The sequence below is a fragment of the Kribbella sp. VKM Ac-2571 genome (assembly GCF_004362255.1).
GTDB lineage: Bacteria > Actinomycetota > Actinomycetes > Propionibacteriales > Kribbellaceae > Kribbella > Kribbella pratensis.
The window spans coordinates 1-16684 of record NZ_SNWS01000036.1; the positions used below are offsets into that span (position 1 = coordinate 1).

Annotated in this window: 17 protein-coding genes; 7 read left to right on the forward strand and 10 right to left on the reverse strand. The window is 67.4% G+C overall.

The features are described from left to right. Positions 1-87 precede the first annotated feature (87 nt). The 5 genes from cbiQ to EV651_RS40950 all read left to right on the forward strand — a co-directional run bounded on the left by cbiQ (position 88) and on the right by EV651_RS40950 (position 4724). The gene (cbiQ, locus tag EV651_RS40930; protein ID WP_202870759.1) at positions 88-846 is read left to right on the forward strand and encodes a cobalt ECF transporter T component CbiQ; all 759 of its coding nucleotides are present in this window, start codon (positions 88-90) and stop codon (positions 844-846) included. Then, positions 843-1616, forward strand: coding sequence for an energy-coupling factor ABC transporter ATP-binding protein (locus EV651_RS40935; RefSeq protein ID WP_133791601.1), 774 nt, complete (start codon positions 843-845; stop codon positions 1614-1616). The genes cbiQ and EV651_RS40935 overlap by 4 nt, the downstream gene beginning before the upstream one ends. After that, positions 1613-2653 (forward strand): mandelate racemase/muconate lactonizing enzyme family protein, encoded by a 1041-nt coding sequence (locus tag EV651_RS40940; RefSeq protein WP_133791603.1) that lies wholly within the window; start codon positions 1613-1615, stop codon positions 2651-2653. Before EV651_RS40935 ends, EV651_RS40940 begins: the two co-directional genes overlap by 4 nt. Positions 2654-2782: 129 nt before the next feature. After that, the gene (locus EV651_RS40945) at positions 2783-3568 is read left to right on the forward strand and encodes an SGNH/GDSL hydrolase family protein (RefSeq protein ID WP_133791605.1); all 786 of its coding nucleotides are present in this window, start codon (positions 2783-2785) and stop codon (positions 3566-3568) included. A gap of 157 nt (positions 3569-3725) precedes the next feature. Beyond that, entirely contained in the window at positions 3726-4724 is a 999-nt protein-coding gene (locus EV651_RS40950) for a winged helix DNA-binding domain-containing protein (RefSeq protein WP_133791608.1), read from the forward strand. Here EV651_RS40950 and EV651_RS40955 read toward each other — a convergent pair. Both EV651_RS40955 and EV651_RS40960 read right to left on the reverse strand, forming a co-directional pair. Beyond that, positions 4713-6983 (reverse strand): excinuclease ABC subunit UvrA, encoded by a 2271-nt coding sequence (locus EV651_RS40955; RefSeq protein ID WP_133791610.1) that lies wholly within the window; start codon positions 6981-6983, stop codon positions 4713-4715. The two genes, EV651_RS40950 and EV651_RS40955, sit on opposite strands and share 12 nt — an antisense overlap. An 82-nt stretch (positions 6984-7065) precedes the next feature. Beyond that, positions 7066-7602, reverse strand: a complete 537-nt coding sequence (locus EV651_RS40960; RefSeq protein ID WP_238157549.1) for a MarR family winged helix-turn-helix transcriptional regulator — start codon at positions 7600-7602, stop codon at positions 7066-7068. Positions 7603-7658: 56 nt separating this feature from the next. Here EV651_RS40960 and EV651_RS40965 point away from each other — a divergent pair, with 56 nt between their 5' ends. Both EV651_RS40965 and EV651_RS40970 read left to right on the forward strand, forming a co-directional pair. Beyond that, positions 7659-8366 carry an SDR family NAD(P)-dependent oxidoreductase gene (locus EV651_RS40965; protein ID WP_133791614.1) on the forward strand — a complete coding sequence of 236 codons (708 nt, stop codon included), beginning with the start codon at positions 7659-7661 and terminating at the stop codon, positions 8364-8366. 37 nt (positions 8367-8403) lie between these two features. Continuing rightward, the gene (locus EV651_RS40970; RefSeq protein ID WP_133791616.1) at positions 8404-9453 is read left to right on the forward strand and encodes a LacI family DNA-binding transcriptional regulator; all 1050 of its coding nucleotides are present in this window, start codon (positions 8404-8406) and stop codon (positions 9451-9453) included. A 591-nt stretch (positions 9454-10044) separates the two neighbouring features. Here EV651_RS40970 and EV651_RS40975 read toward each other — a convergent pair. From EV651_RS40975 to EV651_RS41010, 8 genes are all read right to left on the reverse strand, one after another. Then, positions 10045-10398, reverse strand: a complete 354-nt coding sequence (locus EV651_RS40975) for a YciI family protein (RefSeq protein ID WP_133791618.1) — start codon at positions 10396-10398, stop codon at positions 10045-10047. Between the two features lie 72 nt (positions 10399-10470). Beyond that, positions 10471-10914: a carboxymuconolactone decarboxylase family protein gene (locus EV651_RS40980; protein ID WP_238157550.1), complete on the reverse strand. Its 444-nt coding sequence runs from the start codon at positions 10912-10914 to the stop codon at positions 10471-10473. 45 nt (positions 10915-10959) lie between these two features. After that, complete coding sequence (locus EV651_RS40985; RefSeq protein ID WP_133791622.1) at positions 10960-11742, reverse strand: sugar phosphate isomerase/epimerase; 783 nt, start codon at positions 11740-11742, stop codon at positions 10960-10962. Positions 11743-11744: 2 nt separating this feature from the next. Further along, positions 11745-12569 (reverse strand): carbohydrate ABC transporter permease, encoded by an 825-nt coding sequence (locus EV651_RS40990; RefSeq protein ID WP_133791624.1) that lies wholly within the window; start codon positions 12567-12569, stop codon positions 11745-11747. Next, positions 12559-13506 carry a carbohydrate ABC transporter permease gene (locus EV651_RS40995; protein ID WP_133791626.1) on the reverse strand — a complete coding sequence of 316 codons (948 nt, stop codon included), beginning with the start codon at positions 13504-13506 and terminating at the stop codon, positions 12559-12561. Before EV651_RS40995 ends, EV651_RS40990 begins: the two co-directional genes overlap by 11 nt. A 5-nt stretch (positions 13507-13511) precedes the next feature. Beyond that, entirely contained in the window at positions 13512-14819 is a 1308-nt protein-coding gene (locus tag EV651_RS41000; protein WP_133791628.1) for a sugar ABC transporter substrate-binding protein, read from the reverse strand. 8 nt (positions 14820-14827) lie between these two features. Continuing rightward, the gene (locus tag EV651_RS41005) at positions 14828-15970 is read right to left on the reverse strand and encodes a mandelate racemase/muconate lactonizing enzyme family protein (RefSeq protein ID WP_133791630.1); all 1143 of its coding nucleotides are present in this window, start codon (positions 15968-15970) and stop codon (positions 14828-14830) included. Positions 15971-16009: 39 nt separating this feature from the next. After that, the coding region (locus EV651_RS41010; protein WP_133791632.1) for an NAD(P)-dependent oxidoreductase at positions 16010-16684 on the reverse strand (675 nt) is incomplete at its 5' end.

The following is a 16684-nucleotide window of genomic DNA, read 5'->3' on the forward strand; positions in this document are numbered from 1 at the left end:
AGCGACCGACCTAGACCGTCACCCCGGCTCCCGCCGAGTCCCAACAGCAAGCACCATATCGGTGCCCACAGCAAGGATGGTGCCCTAGTGACCGGGGACGGTCTGCTCGTCGCGGTGGACAGCCCGGTCCACCGCGTCCCGGCGCAGGTGAAGCTCGTCGCGCTGTTCGTGTTCGTACTCGCGGTCGTCTCCACACCGGCCGCGATCTTCTGGGCGTTCGGCCTGTACGCCGTGATGCTCGTTGCGGCTGTGGGCGTGGCGAAGTTGCCGGCGACTGTGGTGTCGCGACGGCTCGCGGTCGAGACGCCGTTCATCGTGTTCGCGTTGTTGCTGCCGTTCGTCGCGACCGGCCCGCAGGTCGACGTACTCGGGCTGCACCTGTCCCAGTCAGGTGTGCTCGGTGCCTGGAATGTGCTGGCGAAGGGGACGCTCGGGGTGATCGCAGCAATCCTGCTGTCGGCGACGACCGCGCCGCGCGAGCTGCTGGCCGGGCTCGAGCGGCTGCGACTGCCCGCGACTCTCGTGGCGATCCTGTCGTTCATGGTTCGCTACCTGAGCGTGGTCTCGGACGACCTGCACCGGATGCGGGTTGCTCGGGAATCCCGCGGGTACACCGGTGGCCGAGTCGGTCATCTGAAGGCAGTCGCAGGGGGAGTGGGCGCTCTGTTCGTCCGGAGCTTCGAGCGGGGCGAGCGTGTCCATCTGGCGATGCGCTCGCGCGGCTACACCGGCCGAATGCCGCTGCTCAGCGTCTCGGGCGCGACCCGGGCACAGTGGCTCGAGGGTCTGGCGATCTCCCTCGCCGCCGTGGCGATCGCGGTCGCGGCTAGGGTGGTGAGCTTGTGAGCGGTCCTGCGATTCAGGTCGAGCGGCTGGTGTTCGCCTATCCCGACGGGCGGCAGGCGCTGTTCGGCGTCGACTTCAGCGTGGAGCGTGGCGAGCGGGTCTCGCTGCTCGGTCCGAACGGCGCCGGCAAGACGACGCTCGTGCTGCATCTGAACGGCATCCTCGGGTCGGTCGCAGGTGGGACCGGGAGCGGCCGCATCCAGATCGGCGGCACTGGGCTGCACCGGGAGCACCTGACCGAGATCCGACGCAAGGTCGGTCTGGTCTTCCAGGACCCGGACGACCAGCTGTTCATGCCGACGGTCCGCGACGACGTGGCCTTCGGGCCCGCCAACCTCGGGTTGCGCGGCTCGGAGCTCGACGATCGCGTCCACGAAGCGCTGGTCCAGGTCGGCATGCAGGACCACGCCAACCTCGCCCCGCACCACCTGTCGTTCGGTCAGCGCCGACGGGTCGCCGTCGCCACGGTCCTCGCGATGCGTCCCGAAGTACTGGTCCTCGACGAGCCGTCCAGCAACCTCGATCCCGCCGCCCGCCGCGAGCTCGCCGACATCCTCGCCGGGCTCGACGTCACACTGCTGATGATCACCCACGACCTGCCGTACGCGCTGCAGTTGTGCGAGCGGAGCCTGCTGATGGACGGCGGCCGGATCGTGGCTGACGGCAAGACCCGTGACCTGCTCGGCGACGCCGACCTGATGGCCGCGCACCGTCTCGAGCTGCCGTACGGATTCGATCCCCGCTCCGTCCCCGGTCCGGAGCGTTCATGAAGATCACTGCGGTCACCGTCGAGGTCACGTCGGAGCCCAAAGCCCATCCGGTGCGCGACGCGATCCAGCTGCTCGATCGCAACGGCGTCACCAGGGTCCGCATCGACACCGACGAAGGCGTCAGCGGCGTGAGTACGACGTACTTCGGTCGCGTCGAGAGCTCACCGGATGTGCTGGCGAAGATCGTCACCGACCAGCTGGCGCCGGCGATCATCGGCGAGGATCCGGCACTCATCCGCGGGATCCGCCAGCAGCTGCAGACCCTCACCGACTACCAGGGGACGGCGGGACTGTCGTCGTACGGGATCTCGGCGATCGACCAGGCGCTGTGGGACCTGCTCGGCAAGTCGCTGGGGGTGCCGGTGTGGAAGCTGCTCGGTACGCAGCGGACCGCGATCCCGTCGTACGCGATGGTCGGCTGGCTCGAGCTCGACGTCGCCGGTCTGGAGCGGGTGTCCGCGCAGGCGATGGAGCAGGGGTTCCGGGGCGTCAAGATGAAGGTCGGCGGCGGGCCGCTGACCGAGGACGTGCAGCGGATCAAGGCGGTCCGCAACGTGATCGGGCCGGATGCGCCGCTGATGGTCGACGCCAATCAGGCCTTCGGGTACGCCGAGGCGCTGCGGCGCGGCCGGGTGTACGAAGAACTCGACTGCCGGTGGTTCGAGGAGCCGCTGCCGGCGGGGGACACCGACGATCATGTGCGGCTGGCGGAGAAGCTGGACATCCCGATCGCGACGGGCGAGAACCGCTACGGGCAGGCCGCGTTCCGGGACCTGATCGCGCGCGGCGGCGTGGGCGTCGTACAACCCGATCTGCGACGGGCGGGTGGGTTGACGGACTGCCTCGAGATCGGGTTGATGGCGGCTGGGTTCGGGATTCCGTACGCATCGCACGGCGGCGGTGCGCACATTCATGTGCTGGCGGCGCTGCCCAACACGATCTACGTGGAGAGCGGGCTGCTGCCCGCCGGCGTGCAGCTGGTGGACGGTTGTTATCCCTTGCCGACGGGGCCGGGTCTGTCGTCCTGGGACGGCTAGTTGGTGACAGTCACCTGGAATCCACGGTGAATTTGTTACCAGCCCCTTGTGTGTTACTCGCCAGTCAGCGAAGGTGACGTTGAGTACTTCAGTCGCTACCCCCCGCTCAGGCAAAGGCGGTCCGCCCCCATGAAGTCATTCACCAGTTTGCTCACTGCCGCGGCCCTCGGTGCCGCGATGCTCCTCAGCCCAGGTGTCGCGCATGCCGCGGCACCGAACTACGTCGCGCTCGGCGACTCGTACGCGTCCGGTGTCGGGACCCGCTCGTACATCGAGAGCAGCGGGTCCTGCCAGCGCTCCACGAAGGCCTACGCGTACATCGATGCCGGCCGCATCGGCGCCAATCTCACATTCGTTGCCTGCTCCGGCGCGCGGGTCTCCGATGTGACCGCGAATCAACTGCCGTCGGTGACCAGTTCGACCAACATCGTCTCCGTCCAGGTCGGCGGCAACGACGCCGGGTTCTCGTCGGTGATCACCGAATGCGCGAAGCCGTCCTGGCTCGCCGACTGCTCCGGCGCGGTCGCGAACGCGCAGTCGATCATCAACAACACGCTGCCCGGCCGGCTCAACACGCTGTACTCGTCGATCCGCAGCCGGGCGTCCTCGGCGAAGGTCGTCGTGGTCGGGTACCCGCGCCTGTTCAACGGCACCGACTGCAACGCCGGCACGTTCTTCAGCCCCGACGAGATGACCAAGCTGAACGCGACCGCCGACCTGCTGAACTCGAAGATCTCGGCTTCCGCGAGCGCGGCCGGTTTCACCTGGGTGAACCCGACGTCGAGCTTCATCGGGCATGCGGTGTGCGGCAGCCCGGAGTGGATCAACGGCCTGTCCAACCCGGTCAGCGAGTCCTACCACCCGAACGTGACCGGCCAGTCGGCGTACGCCGGCCTCGTCCAACCCGCCCTCTGACCGATCCACGTTTGCCTGGCTGACCAGGCAAATGAGGGGTTCGTGACCCTGAACCCGGGTCACGAACCCCTCATTTCATGGGTGGGCCAGGCAAATTGGTGAGGGGGATGCGCTCCGGCCCGGTTCGTGGTGTCATGCAGGGGTGACGCGGAGGTCTGTGGACTGGTTACTGGCGGCCAGGATGCAGGCCAACTGCCTCGCGCGTCCGGTGAACGAGGCCGGCCCCGGAGGGGTGGCCGACGTCGTACGCCGGGCGGGGGGACTCCAGGCCCAGACCTGGCGAGGAGCGTCGTACGCCGTCCGTGCCCGATCGACCGCGACCACGCTCGCCGACGTCGCGACCGCCCAGGAAACCGACCGCTCCGTGATCCGCGGCTGGTTCATGCGCGGCACCCTCCAACTCGTCGCGACCGAGGACGCCGGCCCGCTGCTCGGCCTGCTCGGCCCGAAACTGATCAAGGACACCGAACGCCGGTACGGCGAACTCGGCCTGCCGGACCGCGTCCGCGCCGAGGCCGCCGACGTACTCGAGGACTGGTTGCTGACCCACGGCCCGAGCAGCCGCGCCGAACTGGCCGATGTCCTGGTGCGCGCCGGACTGATCGCAGAGCCCAAAGGACAGGCGGTGTACGCACTCATCCGGTACGCCGGTCTGCTCGGACGCCTGTGCTACGGCCCCGGCGAAACCTGGGTCGCCGTCCGCGACTGGCTCGGCAAACCGCTGGTTCTCGAGGGAGACCCCGAGGACCTGGCCGGCCGCTACCTGACTGCCTACGGCCCAGCCACCCCACGCGACTTCGCCACCTGGTCCGGTCTGCCGGTCCCACTCGCGCGCCGAGCCGTGGAGGCGGTGGCCACGACCTCCTTCGAGGTCGAGACCACTGACCTCCCTGTACTCCACGCCGTCGACGATCTCCCGGGCTGTCACGACGTACGCCTGCTGGGCGAGTTCGACGCCTACCTACTCGGCTATCAGAACCGCCACTTCGACCTGCCGACGTCGATCTTCCCCGGCGGTGGCATGCTGCGTCCCGCAGTCGTGCAAGCCGGCCGCCCGATCGGGACCTGGCAGCACGCCACCCTCGCGGTCGACCTCTTCCAACCGGCGGACCTGACCGAGGAACTAGCAGATATCAACCGCTTCTCAGGCCACTGACACGTACTCGCGCAGATGCTCCGCGGTGATGGTCGGGCTGCTCTCGACCAGGTCAGCGGGGGTGCCCGTGAAGACGACCCGACCGCCGTCGTGGCCGGCTCCCGGGCCGATGTCGATGAGCCAGTCGGCGTGCGCCATCACCGCCTGGTGGTGCTCGATCACGATGACCGTGTTTCCCCGGTCCACGAGCGTGTCGAGCATGCCGAGGAGCTTGTCGACGTCGGCGAGATGCAGTCCGGTCGTCGGCTCGTCCAGGATGTAGATCGACCCGGTCCGGCCCATGTTGATCGCCAGCTTGAGCCGCTGACGTTCACCGCCCGACAGCGTCGTCAGCGGCTGCCCGAGCCCGATGTACCCGAGCCCGACCGTCGCGAGCCGGTCCAGGATCGTCCGCGCCGTCTGTGCTGAACTCGGCCCGAAGAACTCCCGCGCCTCGGCCACCGTCATCCGCAGTACTTCACTGATGTTCTTGCCGCGCAACCGATACCCGAGCACCTCGGCCGTGAACCGGGCCCCGTTGCAGTCCTCGCACACCGACGCGACCTCGGCCATCATCGCGAGGTCCGTGTACACCAGCCCGATGCCCTTGCAGGTCGGGCAGGCACCGACCGAGTTCGCGCTGAACAAACCTGGTTTCACCTTGTTCGCCTTGGCGAAGGCCGCGCGAATGGGGTCCAGCAGACCCGTGTACGTCGCCGGATTGCTCCGCTTCGACCCGCGGATCGGTTCCTGCCCCGCGATGATCACGCCGTCCCGCCCGGCCAGCGAGCCGTGGATCAGCGAACTCTTCCCGGAACCCGCGACTCCGGTCACCACCGTCAGTACGCCGAGCGGAACGTCCACGCTCACATCGCGCAGATTGTGCAGCGACGCGTGCTCGATCGAGATCTTCCCGGTCGGCCGCCGTACGTCGTCCCGCACCGTCACGCGGTGATCGAGGTATTGCCCGGTGAGCGTCCCGGACGCCTTCAAACCGTCCACGTCGCCGGCGTAGCAGAGCCGCCCGCCGGACAGGCCCGCGCCCGGGCCGAGGTCGACGACGTGATCGGCGATCCGGATCGTCTCCGGCTTGTGCTCGACGACGAGCACCGTGTTGCCCTTGTCCCGCAGTTGCAGCAGCAGGTCGTTCATCTGCTGGATGTCGTGCGGATGCAGGCCGACCGTCGGCTCGTCGAAGACGTAGGTGACATCGCTGAGGCTGGACCCGAGATGACGCACCAGCTTCACCCGCTGCGCCTCACCGCCGGACAGCGTCGACGACTCCCGATCCAGGCTCAGGTACCCGAGACCGATCGTCACGAAGGACTCGAGCAGCTCTCGTAGCCCGTCGAGCATCGGACCGACGCCCGAATGCTTGACCCCGGCAACGAACTCGGCCAGATCGCTGATCTGCATCGCCGAACACTCACCGATCGTGCGCCCGTCCACGGTCACACTCCGGGCCGCGGCATTGAGCCGTACGCCGTGGCACTCCGGGCATGTCTCCTGCCGGATCGCGCGCTCGGCGAACGCCCGCGCGTGACTCTGCATCGACTGCGGATCCTTGCTCAGGTACTGCCGTTTCAGCTTGCTGATGAGTCCTTCGAAGGTCAGGTTGCTCTTCCCGACCCGGATCTTCATCGGCTCCTGGTACAGGAACTGCTGCCACGCCTGCGCCGGGTAGTCCTTCAGCGGAAGATCTGCGTCGAACAGACCCGACTGGGCCATCAGCTGCCAGTGCCAACTGTCGACCGAGTACCCAGGCGCCTTGATCGGGCCCTGATTGAGGGTCTTGTCGCGGTCCACGAGCTCGTCGAGGTTGAACTCGGTGGTCCGCCCGAGCCCCTCACACACCGGGCACATGCCTTCGGCCCGGTTGAAGCTGAAGACCGAGGGCGGACCGGCGTACGGCGTACCGGCGCGGCTGAACAACACCCGGAGCATGGTGTGGGCGTCGGTCGCCGTACCGACGGTGGAGCGGGCGTTGGCGCCGATCCGTTCCTGGTCGACGATGATCGCGGCGGACAGGTTCCGCAGCGCGTCGACGTCCGGCCGGCCGAGGCTCGGCATGAAGTTCTGCACGAACGCGGTGTAGGTCTCGTTGATCAGCCGCTGGGACTCGGCGGCGATGGTGTCGAAGACGAGTGAGGACTTGCCGGAACCGGAGACTCCGGTGAACACGGTGAGCCGGCGTTTCGGGATGTCGAGCGAGACGCCGCTGAGGTTGTTCTCGCGGGCGCCGCGCACCTGGATGACGTCGTGGCTGTCAGCAGGAAGCATCCTTCAATGGTCTCATTGAACCGCCCGGGCAAACTTGGCTCCGCCTACCAGCCCAATTCGCTGGGCAAAAGTTTCAACGCCGTCAGGAAGGTTTGCGAGCAACCCGGGCGACCTCGTCGAGCAACTCCTGGAGCTGGCCCGCGAGCTGGGTGCGCGCGGTGGTGGACAGTGACCCGACCAGTTCGGACTCGCGCGTGAGCACCTGGTCGACCGTCCGCTCGATCAGGTCGTGCCCGGCTTCGGTGAGCGTGACGACGACCGAGCGGCTCCCGTCGGCCGCGGACCGCCGGGTGACCAGTCCGCCGGCCTCGGCGCGGGCGACCCGCTGCGAGATCGCCCCGGCGGTGACGAGCGTACGGCGGGACAGTTCGCGCGTACTGAGCTCGTACGGCGTGCCCGCGCGCCGCAGCACACTGAGCAGATCGAGCGTCGCGGGATCCACGCCGGCGTCCGCGAGCACCCGGCGCCGGTCGTCGGCGAACAGCTTCGCCAGCCGCCACAGGGGAGTGACGATCTCGATCGAGTCGGTCGGCGTACCCGGGCGTTCCCGCTGCCAGGCGCGGGCGATCTCGGCGGCGGGGTACGGACTCGGAGCATCGAGCGGGTAGTTGTCGACCACGGGACCCATGGTACGTTTAGGTCTAAACATTTAGAGCTAAACGTGAGGATCTCAAGATGAGAACGATCGTGGTGACCGGGGGAGCGACCGGGATCGGGCGGGCGACCGCGGAACGGTTCCGTGCTGACGGTGACGACGTGGTGATCACCGGCCGGCGCGCCGACATACTCGCGAAGACCGCCGCTGATCTCGGAGTCAAGGCAGTGGTGTGCGACGCGACCGATCCGGCGCAGGTGGAGCGGCTGCTGGACGAACTGCCCGAGCGGGTCGATGCCCTGGTCAACAATGCCGGTGGCAACACCGACTTCGGTCGGCCGGACGGTGATCTCGCGCAACTGAAGGCGAACTGGCTGGCGAACCTCGAGGCCAACCTGATCAGCGCAGTGCTCACGACAACCGCCCTCGCACCCCGATTGACCACCGCCGTCATCCATCTGGGCTCGATCGCCGGCGCTCGCGGGCCGGGTTCGTACGGCGCCTCGAAGGCCGCGCTGGCGATGTGGAACGTCGACGTGGCGACCGAGCTGGGGCCTCGGGGAGTGACGTCGAATGTCGTCGCGCCGGGTTTCACCGCCGAGACCGAGTTCTTCCAGGGGCGGCTCACCGCCGAGCGCCGCGAGAGTCTGCTCCAGGCAACGCTGACCAAACGCGAAGGCCAGGTCGACGACATCGCCGGCACGATCCACTTCCTCGCCTCACCCGCAGCCCGCCACCTCACCGGCCACGTCCTGCACGTGAACGGCGGTGCCTTCGTCACGCGTTGATACGTGACAACGAATGCCAGGTGTGACAATGGGCGGCATGCGTCCCACCGTCAAAGATGTCGCCAAGCTCGCCGGGGTGTCGCCGAAGACGGTGTCGAACGTGATCAACGGCGTCGTCTTCGTGCGCCCCGAGACCCGGGCCCGGGTGGAGAGCGCGCTCGCCGAGCTCGACTACGTGCCGAACATGAGCGCGCGCGGCCTGCGCAACGGCCGTTCCGGCATGATCGCGCTGGCTCTGCCCGACCTGCTCAGGCCGTACTCCGCGGAGATCGTCCACCTGGTCGTCGAGCTCGCCCACGAGCGCGGCTGGGGTGTGCAGATCGAGCAGACCGCGGCCGAGCCCAAGCGCGAGTTCGAACTGCTCTCGAAGGCCCGCGCGTACCTGGTGGACGGCCTGATCCTGAACCCGGTGAACCTCGACGACAGTGCGGTGACGACGGCCGGTCCGCTACCGCCCCTCGTGCTGATCGGTGACGTCGACCAGGACGTGGTGAGCCAGGTCGCGATCGACAACGTCGCGGCCGCGCGGGACCTGACGAAACACCTGCTGGCGCAGGGCTGCCGGCGGATCGCGGCCGTCGGTACGCCGGAGATCCCGCGCGGCTCGAGCGGAGCCGGAATCCTCGGCGGATCGGCCGAATCCCCGGGTACGGCGGCGTCGCGGCTGCGGACCGCGGGGTATCGCCAGGCGCTCGAGGAGGCCGGCGTACCGATCGATCCGAGCCTGGAGATCAGCCTCGACCGCTGGCGGCCCGAGGGCGCCGCGACCGTGGTCGGGAAGTATCTGGCCGAGCACGAGTTGCCGGACGCGTTCTTCTGCTTCACCGACACGATGGCCTCCGGCGCCTTGTCCACGCTGTGGAGCGCGGGCATCGACGTACCGAAGCAGGTCCTGGTGGCCGGGTTCGACGACATCCTCGACAGTCAGTTCATGATTCCGCCGCTGACCACGATCGCCTTCGACCGCAGGGAGTTCGTGGCCGCGGCCCTCGACCTGCTGGCCGAGCGCATGGCGGACAAGGATGCACCGCCACGCCGGGTGATCATCCCGCACCGCGTGGTCGAGCGCGCCAGCACCGCACGCTGATTCCGAAAGTCGGGATTCCGGTCACGATCCCTTGAAAACGTCGTCACTCTCAGCGAGGGTTGCCTGATCACTTCCGCGTCGTTTCCGGGTGCGGGAAGGACGGGGGAGTGTGCGGCCGTGCCGTGAGGACGAGGTGTTCGGTGCGACCGCAACCGCCAACACTCGGGGGCAGTAACGATGAGAAGGGGGAAGTGTGTCAGCGATGACAAGGCTTGCCGAGCAGTGCCGTGATGTGAGGAGTCACGGCAACGCGGGACTCGGGCGAGCTTCGATCCAACCGGCGGTGTGTACCGGCATCCACGAGGTGAGCTCGTCGATTCCGTCGGTGCGACCGCGACGCGTGGCGATGCTCAGACTGAGCAACGGTATGACGACCACGCTCCGACTCGGCGACGGTGCCCAGGCGCCGGCGCCCGGTAGCACTGTGTACGTCCAAGGTGGCCGGGGCATGGGTGATCAGCCCGCCTCAGGTGGGGTCATCCTCGCGTCCCGCGAACCTGCCGGGACGTAGACGGTCCGAGTCAGTGACTCGCCGGTCTCAGGTGTCCAACGCCCAGCTGAGGCCGGCAAGCCGCTGGACAGTACAGCTGGTCAGCTCTCCGCCGGGTCGGTGAACGACCTGATCTCGATCGGCGAGTACGGCGCCTCCGGCAGCCGCGCGGCGATGTCGGTTGCGCGATCCAGGCTCGCACAGTCGACGATGTAGTAGCCGGCTAGCACTTCCTTGGCCTCGGTGAACGGTCCGTCCGTCACCGTCGCAACGCCGTCCCGGACCCGGACCACCCGCGAGTTCGCGATGGTCAGCGGCCTGTCGTCGACATGCTCACCGCGCGCCTTCAGCTCGTCGATGAGCTTGCCGTGCTGTTCCATCACCTGGTCGATGCCTTCGGCGTGCAAGGTGTCCCACGTCTGTTCGTTCCCGTAGATCAGCAGCATGTATTTCATCGCTTGCCTCCATTCACCCGGGCACGTCGGAGCCCCGGACATCTTCTCGACATCCGGGGCCCAGCGTAGTGACTACCAGGTGGCGCCGGCGGGCTCCCGCACCGTGGTGTTGATGCGGTTGAACAGGTTGGTGAGCCCGATCATCAGGATGATCGCCGACAGTTCCTTCTCGTCGAAGTGATCGGCGGCGGCGTTCCAGATCTCGTCGGTGACCGCGGTCGGGTTGTCGGCCAGCCGGGTCGCGGCCTCGGTCATCTCGAGTGCGGCCCGCTCGGCGTCGGTGAACAGGTCGGAGTCGCGCCACGCCGCGACCTGGTGCAGCCGCTCGTCGGACTCACCGTTCTTCAGGGCCGACTTGACGCCGCCGAAGACGCACGGCGAGCAGCCGTTGATCTGACTGGCGCGCAGGTGCACGAGTTCGAGCGTCTTGCCGTCGGCGCCGGACTGCCCGATCGCCTTGTAGATGTTCTGGATGCCCTTCGTGGCGTCGGGCAGAACCATTGCGGGGTTGGTCATCCGTGCTTGCATGGGAGGTTCTCCAAAGGCTGTGGTCTGTTGATTTCACTCCCTTGACGGATGCTGCGCGGCCGATGTGACAGCGAATCGAAGATCTCTTTCGAGCCGGGTCTCCACCGGTACGCCCGCATCGGAGTACTGACCCGTCAGGCAGATCGGGCCGGTGTACTTGAGCTGCCGCAACGTCGCGAACACGGCCGGCCAGTCGGACAATCCGTCCTCGGCCTCGACGAAGTTCGTCGTCCAGCCGCGTTCCGCGCGGACGTAGTGGACGTTCTTCAGGTTCACGATGCCGAGCCGGTCCGCGCCGAGCTCCAGCGTGACTGCGGGATGATCACCGGCGAGCGCGTCGTGCGCCGCGTCCCACACCAGCTTGAACCGATCGGGCAACCCCTCGAGCAGCTGCAGTACGCCGAGCGTCGACGAGACATATCGCCCGTGATGCGGTTGCACCCCGACCTGTACGTCGTACCGCTCGGTGAGTACGACGGCGGTCTCGAGCAGCTCGCGATTGCGTCGTACGGAAGCCGCGTAGCCGTCGGGGCCGAGGTCGGCCATGATCCGGATCATCGGCACGCCGGAGTCCGCGCACGCCGCGAACACCTGTTCGGACAGCTCGCTCGCGACGCTGATCGGTTCGATGCCCTCGGCCCGTAACTGCGCTGTGAACTTCGGCAGCTCGGCCTCGGCGGTCGCAGGCGTCACGTACGCCGTGTCCCGCACCGGGACCTCGGCGCCCGCGAATCCGAGTCCGGAGATCAACCGGCCGAGCTCGTCACCGGGCAACCCGATCCACGGTTTGGTGAAGACGGACCACAGATAGGTCATGTTCAGCGGCCTCCCAGCCCACTCATCGTGATACCTCGGACGAACCAGCGTTGCGTGAGGAAGAACAGGACGATCAGGGGCACGGTGGTGACGGTCGCCGCCATCAGCAGCAGGTTCCACTGGGTGCCGTTGGTGTCCTGGAACACCTGCAGGCCGACCGATGCGGTCCGGGTGGCGTCGCTGTTGGAGATCACCAACGGCCACAGCAGGTTGTTCCACTGGCCGATGAACTTGAAGACCGCCAGCGTCGCGATGGCCGGCACCGCGAGCGGCACGATGACGCGGACGAACGCCTGCCACCGGTTGGCGCCGTCCAGCCGGGCGGCCTCCTCGTAGTCGCGGGGGATGCCGAGGAAGAACTGCCGGAGCAGGAACACGCCGATGGCGGTGAACGCGTGCGGCAGGATCATGCCCGGCCAGGTGTCGATCCCGTGCAGCTTCGCGACCAGCACGAACTGCGGGATCAGCGTCACCTGCGACGGGATCATCAATGTCGCGAGGTAGATGCCGAACAGCCAGCTCCGGCCGGGAAAGTTCAGCCGCGCGAACGCGTACGCCGCGAGCGCCGCGGTGACCGTTTCGAGCAGCGTCGTACCGGCGGCGAAGTAGATCGTGTTCAGCAGGTACTTGCCGAGCGGGACGAGTTCGAACGCGCGGGTCAGGTTCTCGGGATGCCAGCTGCTCGGCCAGAACGACGGCTTCGCGGCCATCGACTCACCGTCGGACTGGAACGCGACGAGCACCATCATGACGACCGGGACCAGCGTGATCGCGGTGACCAGGAAGCAGGTGAAGACAACAAGCTTGCGCCGGATCTCAGTTGTCATAGTGCACCAACTTCCGCTGGAACAGGAACTGGCCTGCGGTGATCAGCACGATGAACGCGAACAGGACCAGCGACTGCGCGGCGGCGTACCCCTGGTCGTAGTTCTCGAAGCCGGTCCGGTAGATGTACATGACCAGCGTGGTGGTGCGGGTGCCCGGGCCGCCGTTCGTCATGATCAGCGCCTGGTCGAAGACCTGGAACGATCCGATCACCGACGTGACGATCACGAAGAACAGCGCAGGGGACAGCATCGGCAGCGTGATGTGCCGCAAGCTCTTCCACGGCGACGTACCGTCCACGCGGCCCGCCTCGTAGAGCTGTTGCGGGATCGCCTGGAGACCGGCGAGGAACACGACCATGCCGAAGCCGAAGCTCTTCCAGACGCTCATCAGGATCAGCGCGGGCATCGCCCAGGTATCCGAGATCAGCCAGGCCGGGCCGTTGATGCCGAACCAACCGAGCACGGCGTTCACCAGGCCGTCGTGCGGGATGTAGAGCCAGATCCAGACGAACGCGACCGCCACCGTGATGGTTGCGTACGGCAACAGCAGGAGGCTGCGGAAGACCGCGATCCGCTTCAGCCCCTGGTTGAGCAGCAGCGCCAGCAGGAGGCTCACCAGGATCGTCAGCGGGACGCTCACCAGGGTGAAGTACGCCGTACTGCCGAGCGCGGACCAGAACGTCGGATCGGGGCCGAGGCGGGCGAAGTTGTGCAGGCCGGCCCAGGTGGGCGGGCTGAACAGGTTCCAGTTCAGCAGTGAGATGACGCCGGCGGCGACGACCGGTCCGGCGGTGAAGACCAGGAAGCCGATCAGGCTGGGCAGGATGAAGAGCCAGGCAGTGAGTGCTTCCCGGCTCCGCCAACGCGGCGGTGGGGCGTGCCTGACTGGTGCCGGTGTGGTGGATACGGGCGCGGTGTCTGCTGTGGAAATGGCCATCACGCTCACCCCTTCCTGGCCGTGGCCTGGCGAACGGTGTCGAGATGCTGCCGCATCAGTACGTCGAGTCGCGGCGTCAGACCGTTGATGGCTTCCGGGACACTGACCTGGCCGAGGAACGTCCGCGGGAGATCCTGACCGAGCAACTGCTTGACCTGGTTCCAGTTCGTGGTGACGTCGAAGGCGTGGCCGCCGGCGACCTTGCCGGCCAGGATGTCCTGGACGATCCCGAGGTTGTCGGGCGGCGGCTGGAACGCGCTCCCGGCGCTGAGCCGGGCCGGGTTGTTGCGGCCGGCCTTGGCGTAGATGTCGAGCGCGCCGGTGCTGGTGAGCGTCTTGAGCAGCTTCCACGCGAGGTCGAGCTCAGCGCCCTCGCGTACCCCCGATGAAATGGCGAAGCTGGAACCCGAAACGCGCGGTGTGCTTCCATTGGCACCGGCGGGGAACGGGATGATGTCCCAGTCGAACTTGGCCTTGCGGGCATTCACGACCTGCCAGGGCCCGTTCTGCATGAACGCGACGTTGCCCTGCATGAAGTTGGACAGCGAGCTCTCGGTGACCAGATTCTTGATCGGCGGCGTGACCTTGTCCTTCACGAACAGGTCGATGACGAACTGCAGCGCCTCCATCGCCTCGGGATCGCCGAGCGTACTGCGGCTCGCGTCGGCGCTCATCACGTTCCCGCCGGCGCAGTAGATCCACGACACCAGGTCGTCGATGGCCGGCGCGCAGGTGAAGCCGTACTGCTCGCCGGGCTTGGTGAGCTGCTTGGCGAGATTCCGGAACGTTGCCCAGGACATCGGTTCGGTCCGGGACGGCAGCGGGATGCCCTGCTTCTTCAGCAGGTCCTTGTTGTAGTACATGACCGTCGGGGCGACGTCGAAGCCGATCGCGTACGTCTTGCCGTTGAAGCCCGAGATCTTCCGGCTGGTCTCGTAGAAGTCGTCGAGCTTGAAGTCGGGGTCGGCGGCAATCAGGTCGTCGAGCGGCCGGTGCGCGCCGCGGGCGGCGTACGTCGGGATCAGGGTGCCGTTCAGCGCGGTGACCAGGCTCGCCGTACCGCTGACGAGTTGCAGGTCGAGTTTGGTCGGGTAGCCGCTCGACGGGGTCAGGGTGGCGACCGACTTGACGCCGAGCTGGTGCTCGACGTACTTGCCGAAGTCCTCCCAGACCTTCTTCTCGGCAGCGCTGCTCGACCACATCGACCAGGTGGCGGTGCCGGCCGGTGGCCCCGAGGAACAGCCGGCCGCGAACGCGATACCGGCCAGTCCGCCGAGCCGGAGCACGCTGCGGCGGGTCAGTTTTGTGCTCATAGATCTCCTCACCGGTACAGCAGGTCGATCGACTCGGCGCGGATGCGCTCCTCGTCGACCTCGACGCCCAGTCCAGGGGCGGAGGGGACCGTTGCGACGGCCTTGGTGATGCTCAGCCCATCGACGTACAGATCGGTCAGCAGTTCCGGCCCGTTGAGCTCGGCGGGCAGGGCGAGCTCGAGCTGACTGAACACGTGCAGTGCGGCGGCGAACGCGATTCCGCAGTCGGTCAGGCCACTGCCGAGCAATTCCACGCCACCCGCCAGCGCTGTCTGGGCGGTCTTGAGAGCGTTCCGGAGTCCGCCCGACTTGCAGACCTTGACCACGACCAGGTCCGCGGCGTTCAGGCGGATCGCGCGAGCGAGGTCCTGCGCGGAGAAGCTGCCTTCGTCGATTGCGACCGGAAGATCGATGAGCTCGCGCACTCGCCCCATGGCAAGCGTGTCGGTGCTCGGGACCGGCTGCTCGACGCAGTGGATCGTGCGGATGTGCGCTGTCCGGTCGAGGAGTTGCTTGAGTGCGGCCGGTCGGTAGGACTGGTTGGCGTCCAGCCACAGTGGTTTGCCGTCGGCAACTTCCGCGACGGTCTCGATCGCAGCGGTGTCCGCGTCCAGATCGCCGCCGATCTTGACCTTGTACGCCGCATAGTCCGACGACTGCAGCGCGTGTTGGCGGACAGTCTCCTGGTCGCCGACCCCGATCGCGGAACAGAGCGGGATCTCGTCGTAGATCTTGCCGCCGAGCAGTGCGTGGACGGGGACGCCGGCGAGTTTGCCGGCGGCGTCGTGCAGCGCGACGTCGACGGCCGCGCGGGCGAACGGGAAACCGTTCGAGACGGCCGGGCTGAGGCGTTTGGAGGCACGCTGATGGAACAGTTCGACGTCGAACGGCGTGAGTTCGAGCAGGATCGGGGCGAGGTGGCGGCGGATGACGACCGACATCGTCTCGGCGGTCTCGTAGCTCCAACTGGGCAGCGCTCGCTGCTCTCCCCAGCCGACCACGCCGTCCTCGGTGGTGAGCTTCACGAAGATCACCGCGCCGGCCTGGTCGGGGGCGACGTCGGGTGAGCCGACGGCACCGCTGCCGAGCACGAACCGGCGCGCGAAGGGCACCGCAACCGCAAAGACCTCAACCTGGGTGATGCGGGACAAGATGATCAGTCCTCTCTCGGTCTGCTCGGCGCAGGTGGGTCAGGCGGCGATCGACCAGAGAGCGGGATCTACGAAGCTGGGGCCTCGGGTGCCGTTATCGAGCCACTGGAGGGCGTCCTTCAGCACGTATCCCGCGAGCGCGAGGTGGCCCTCGGCCGTGTCGCCGGCGATGTGCGGGGTGAGTAACAGGTTGTCCGCACGGAGAGCGCTCTCGGCAAGTTCCGGCGGCTCCGGGTCGTAGACGTCGAGCGCGGCGTAGATCCGCCCGGAGACGGCGTGTTCCAGCAAGGCCTGTTGATCGATCGCGGGACCGCGCGAAGAGTTGACCACGACCGCACCGTCGGAAAGCCGCTCGATCAGCTCGCGCGAGATCATGCCCTTCGTCTCGGGGACGTTCGGCACGTGGATCGTCAAGAAGGCGCTGTCTGACGTTTCCGGCAGCTCGGCCAGCCGGACGCCGAGCTCGGCGGCGCGCTCGGCACTCAGGTACGGGTCGTACACAACCACATCGCAGCCGAACGGCTTGAGCAGCGTGATCAACGCACGCGCCGTGCTGCTCGCGCCGACGATCCCCACCTTCGCGCCGGCCAGTTCATGCCCCCGGTACTCGGTCTGCTTCCACCCGCCGCCGCGGACCGCACTGTCGAACCGGGGCAGTCGCCGGGCCAGCGTGAGCATCGACGCCAGGCAGTACTCACCGACCGACCACGCGAT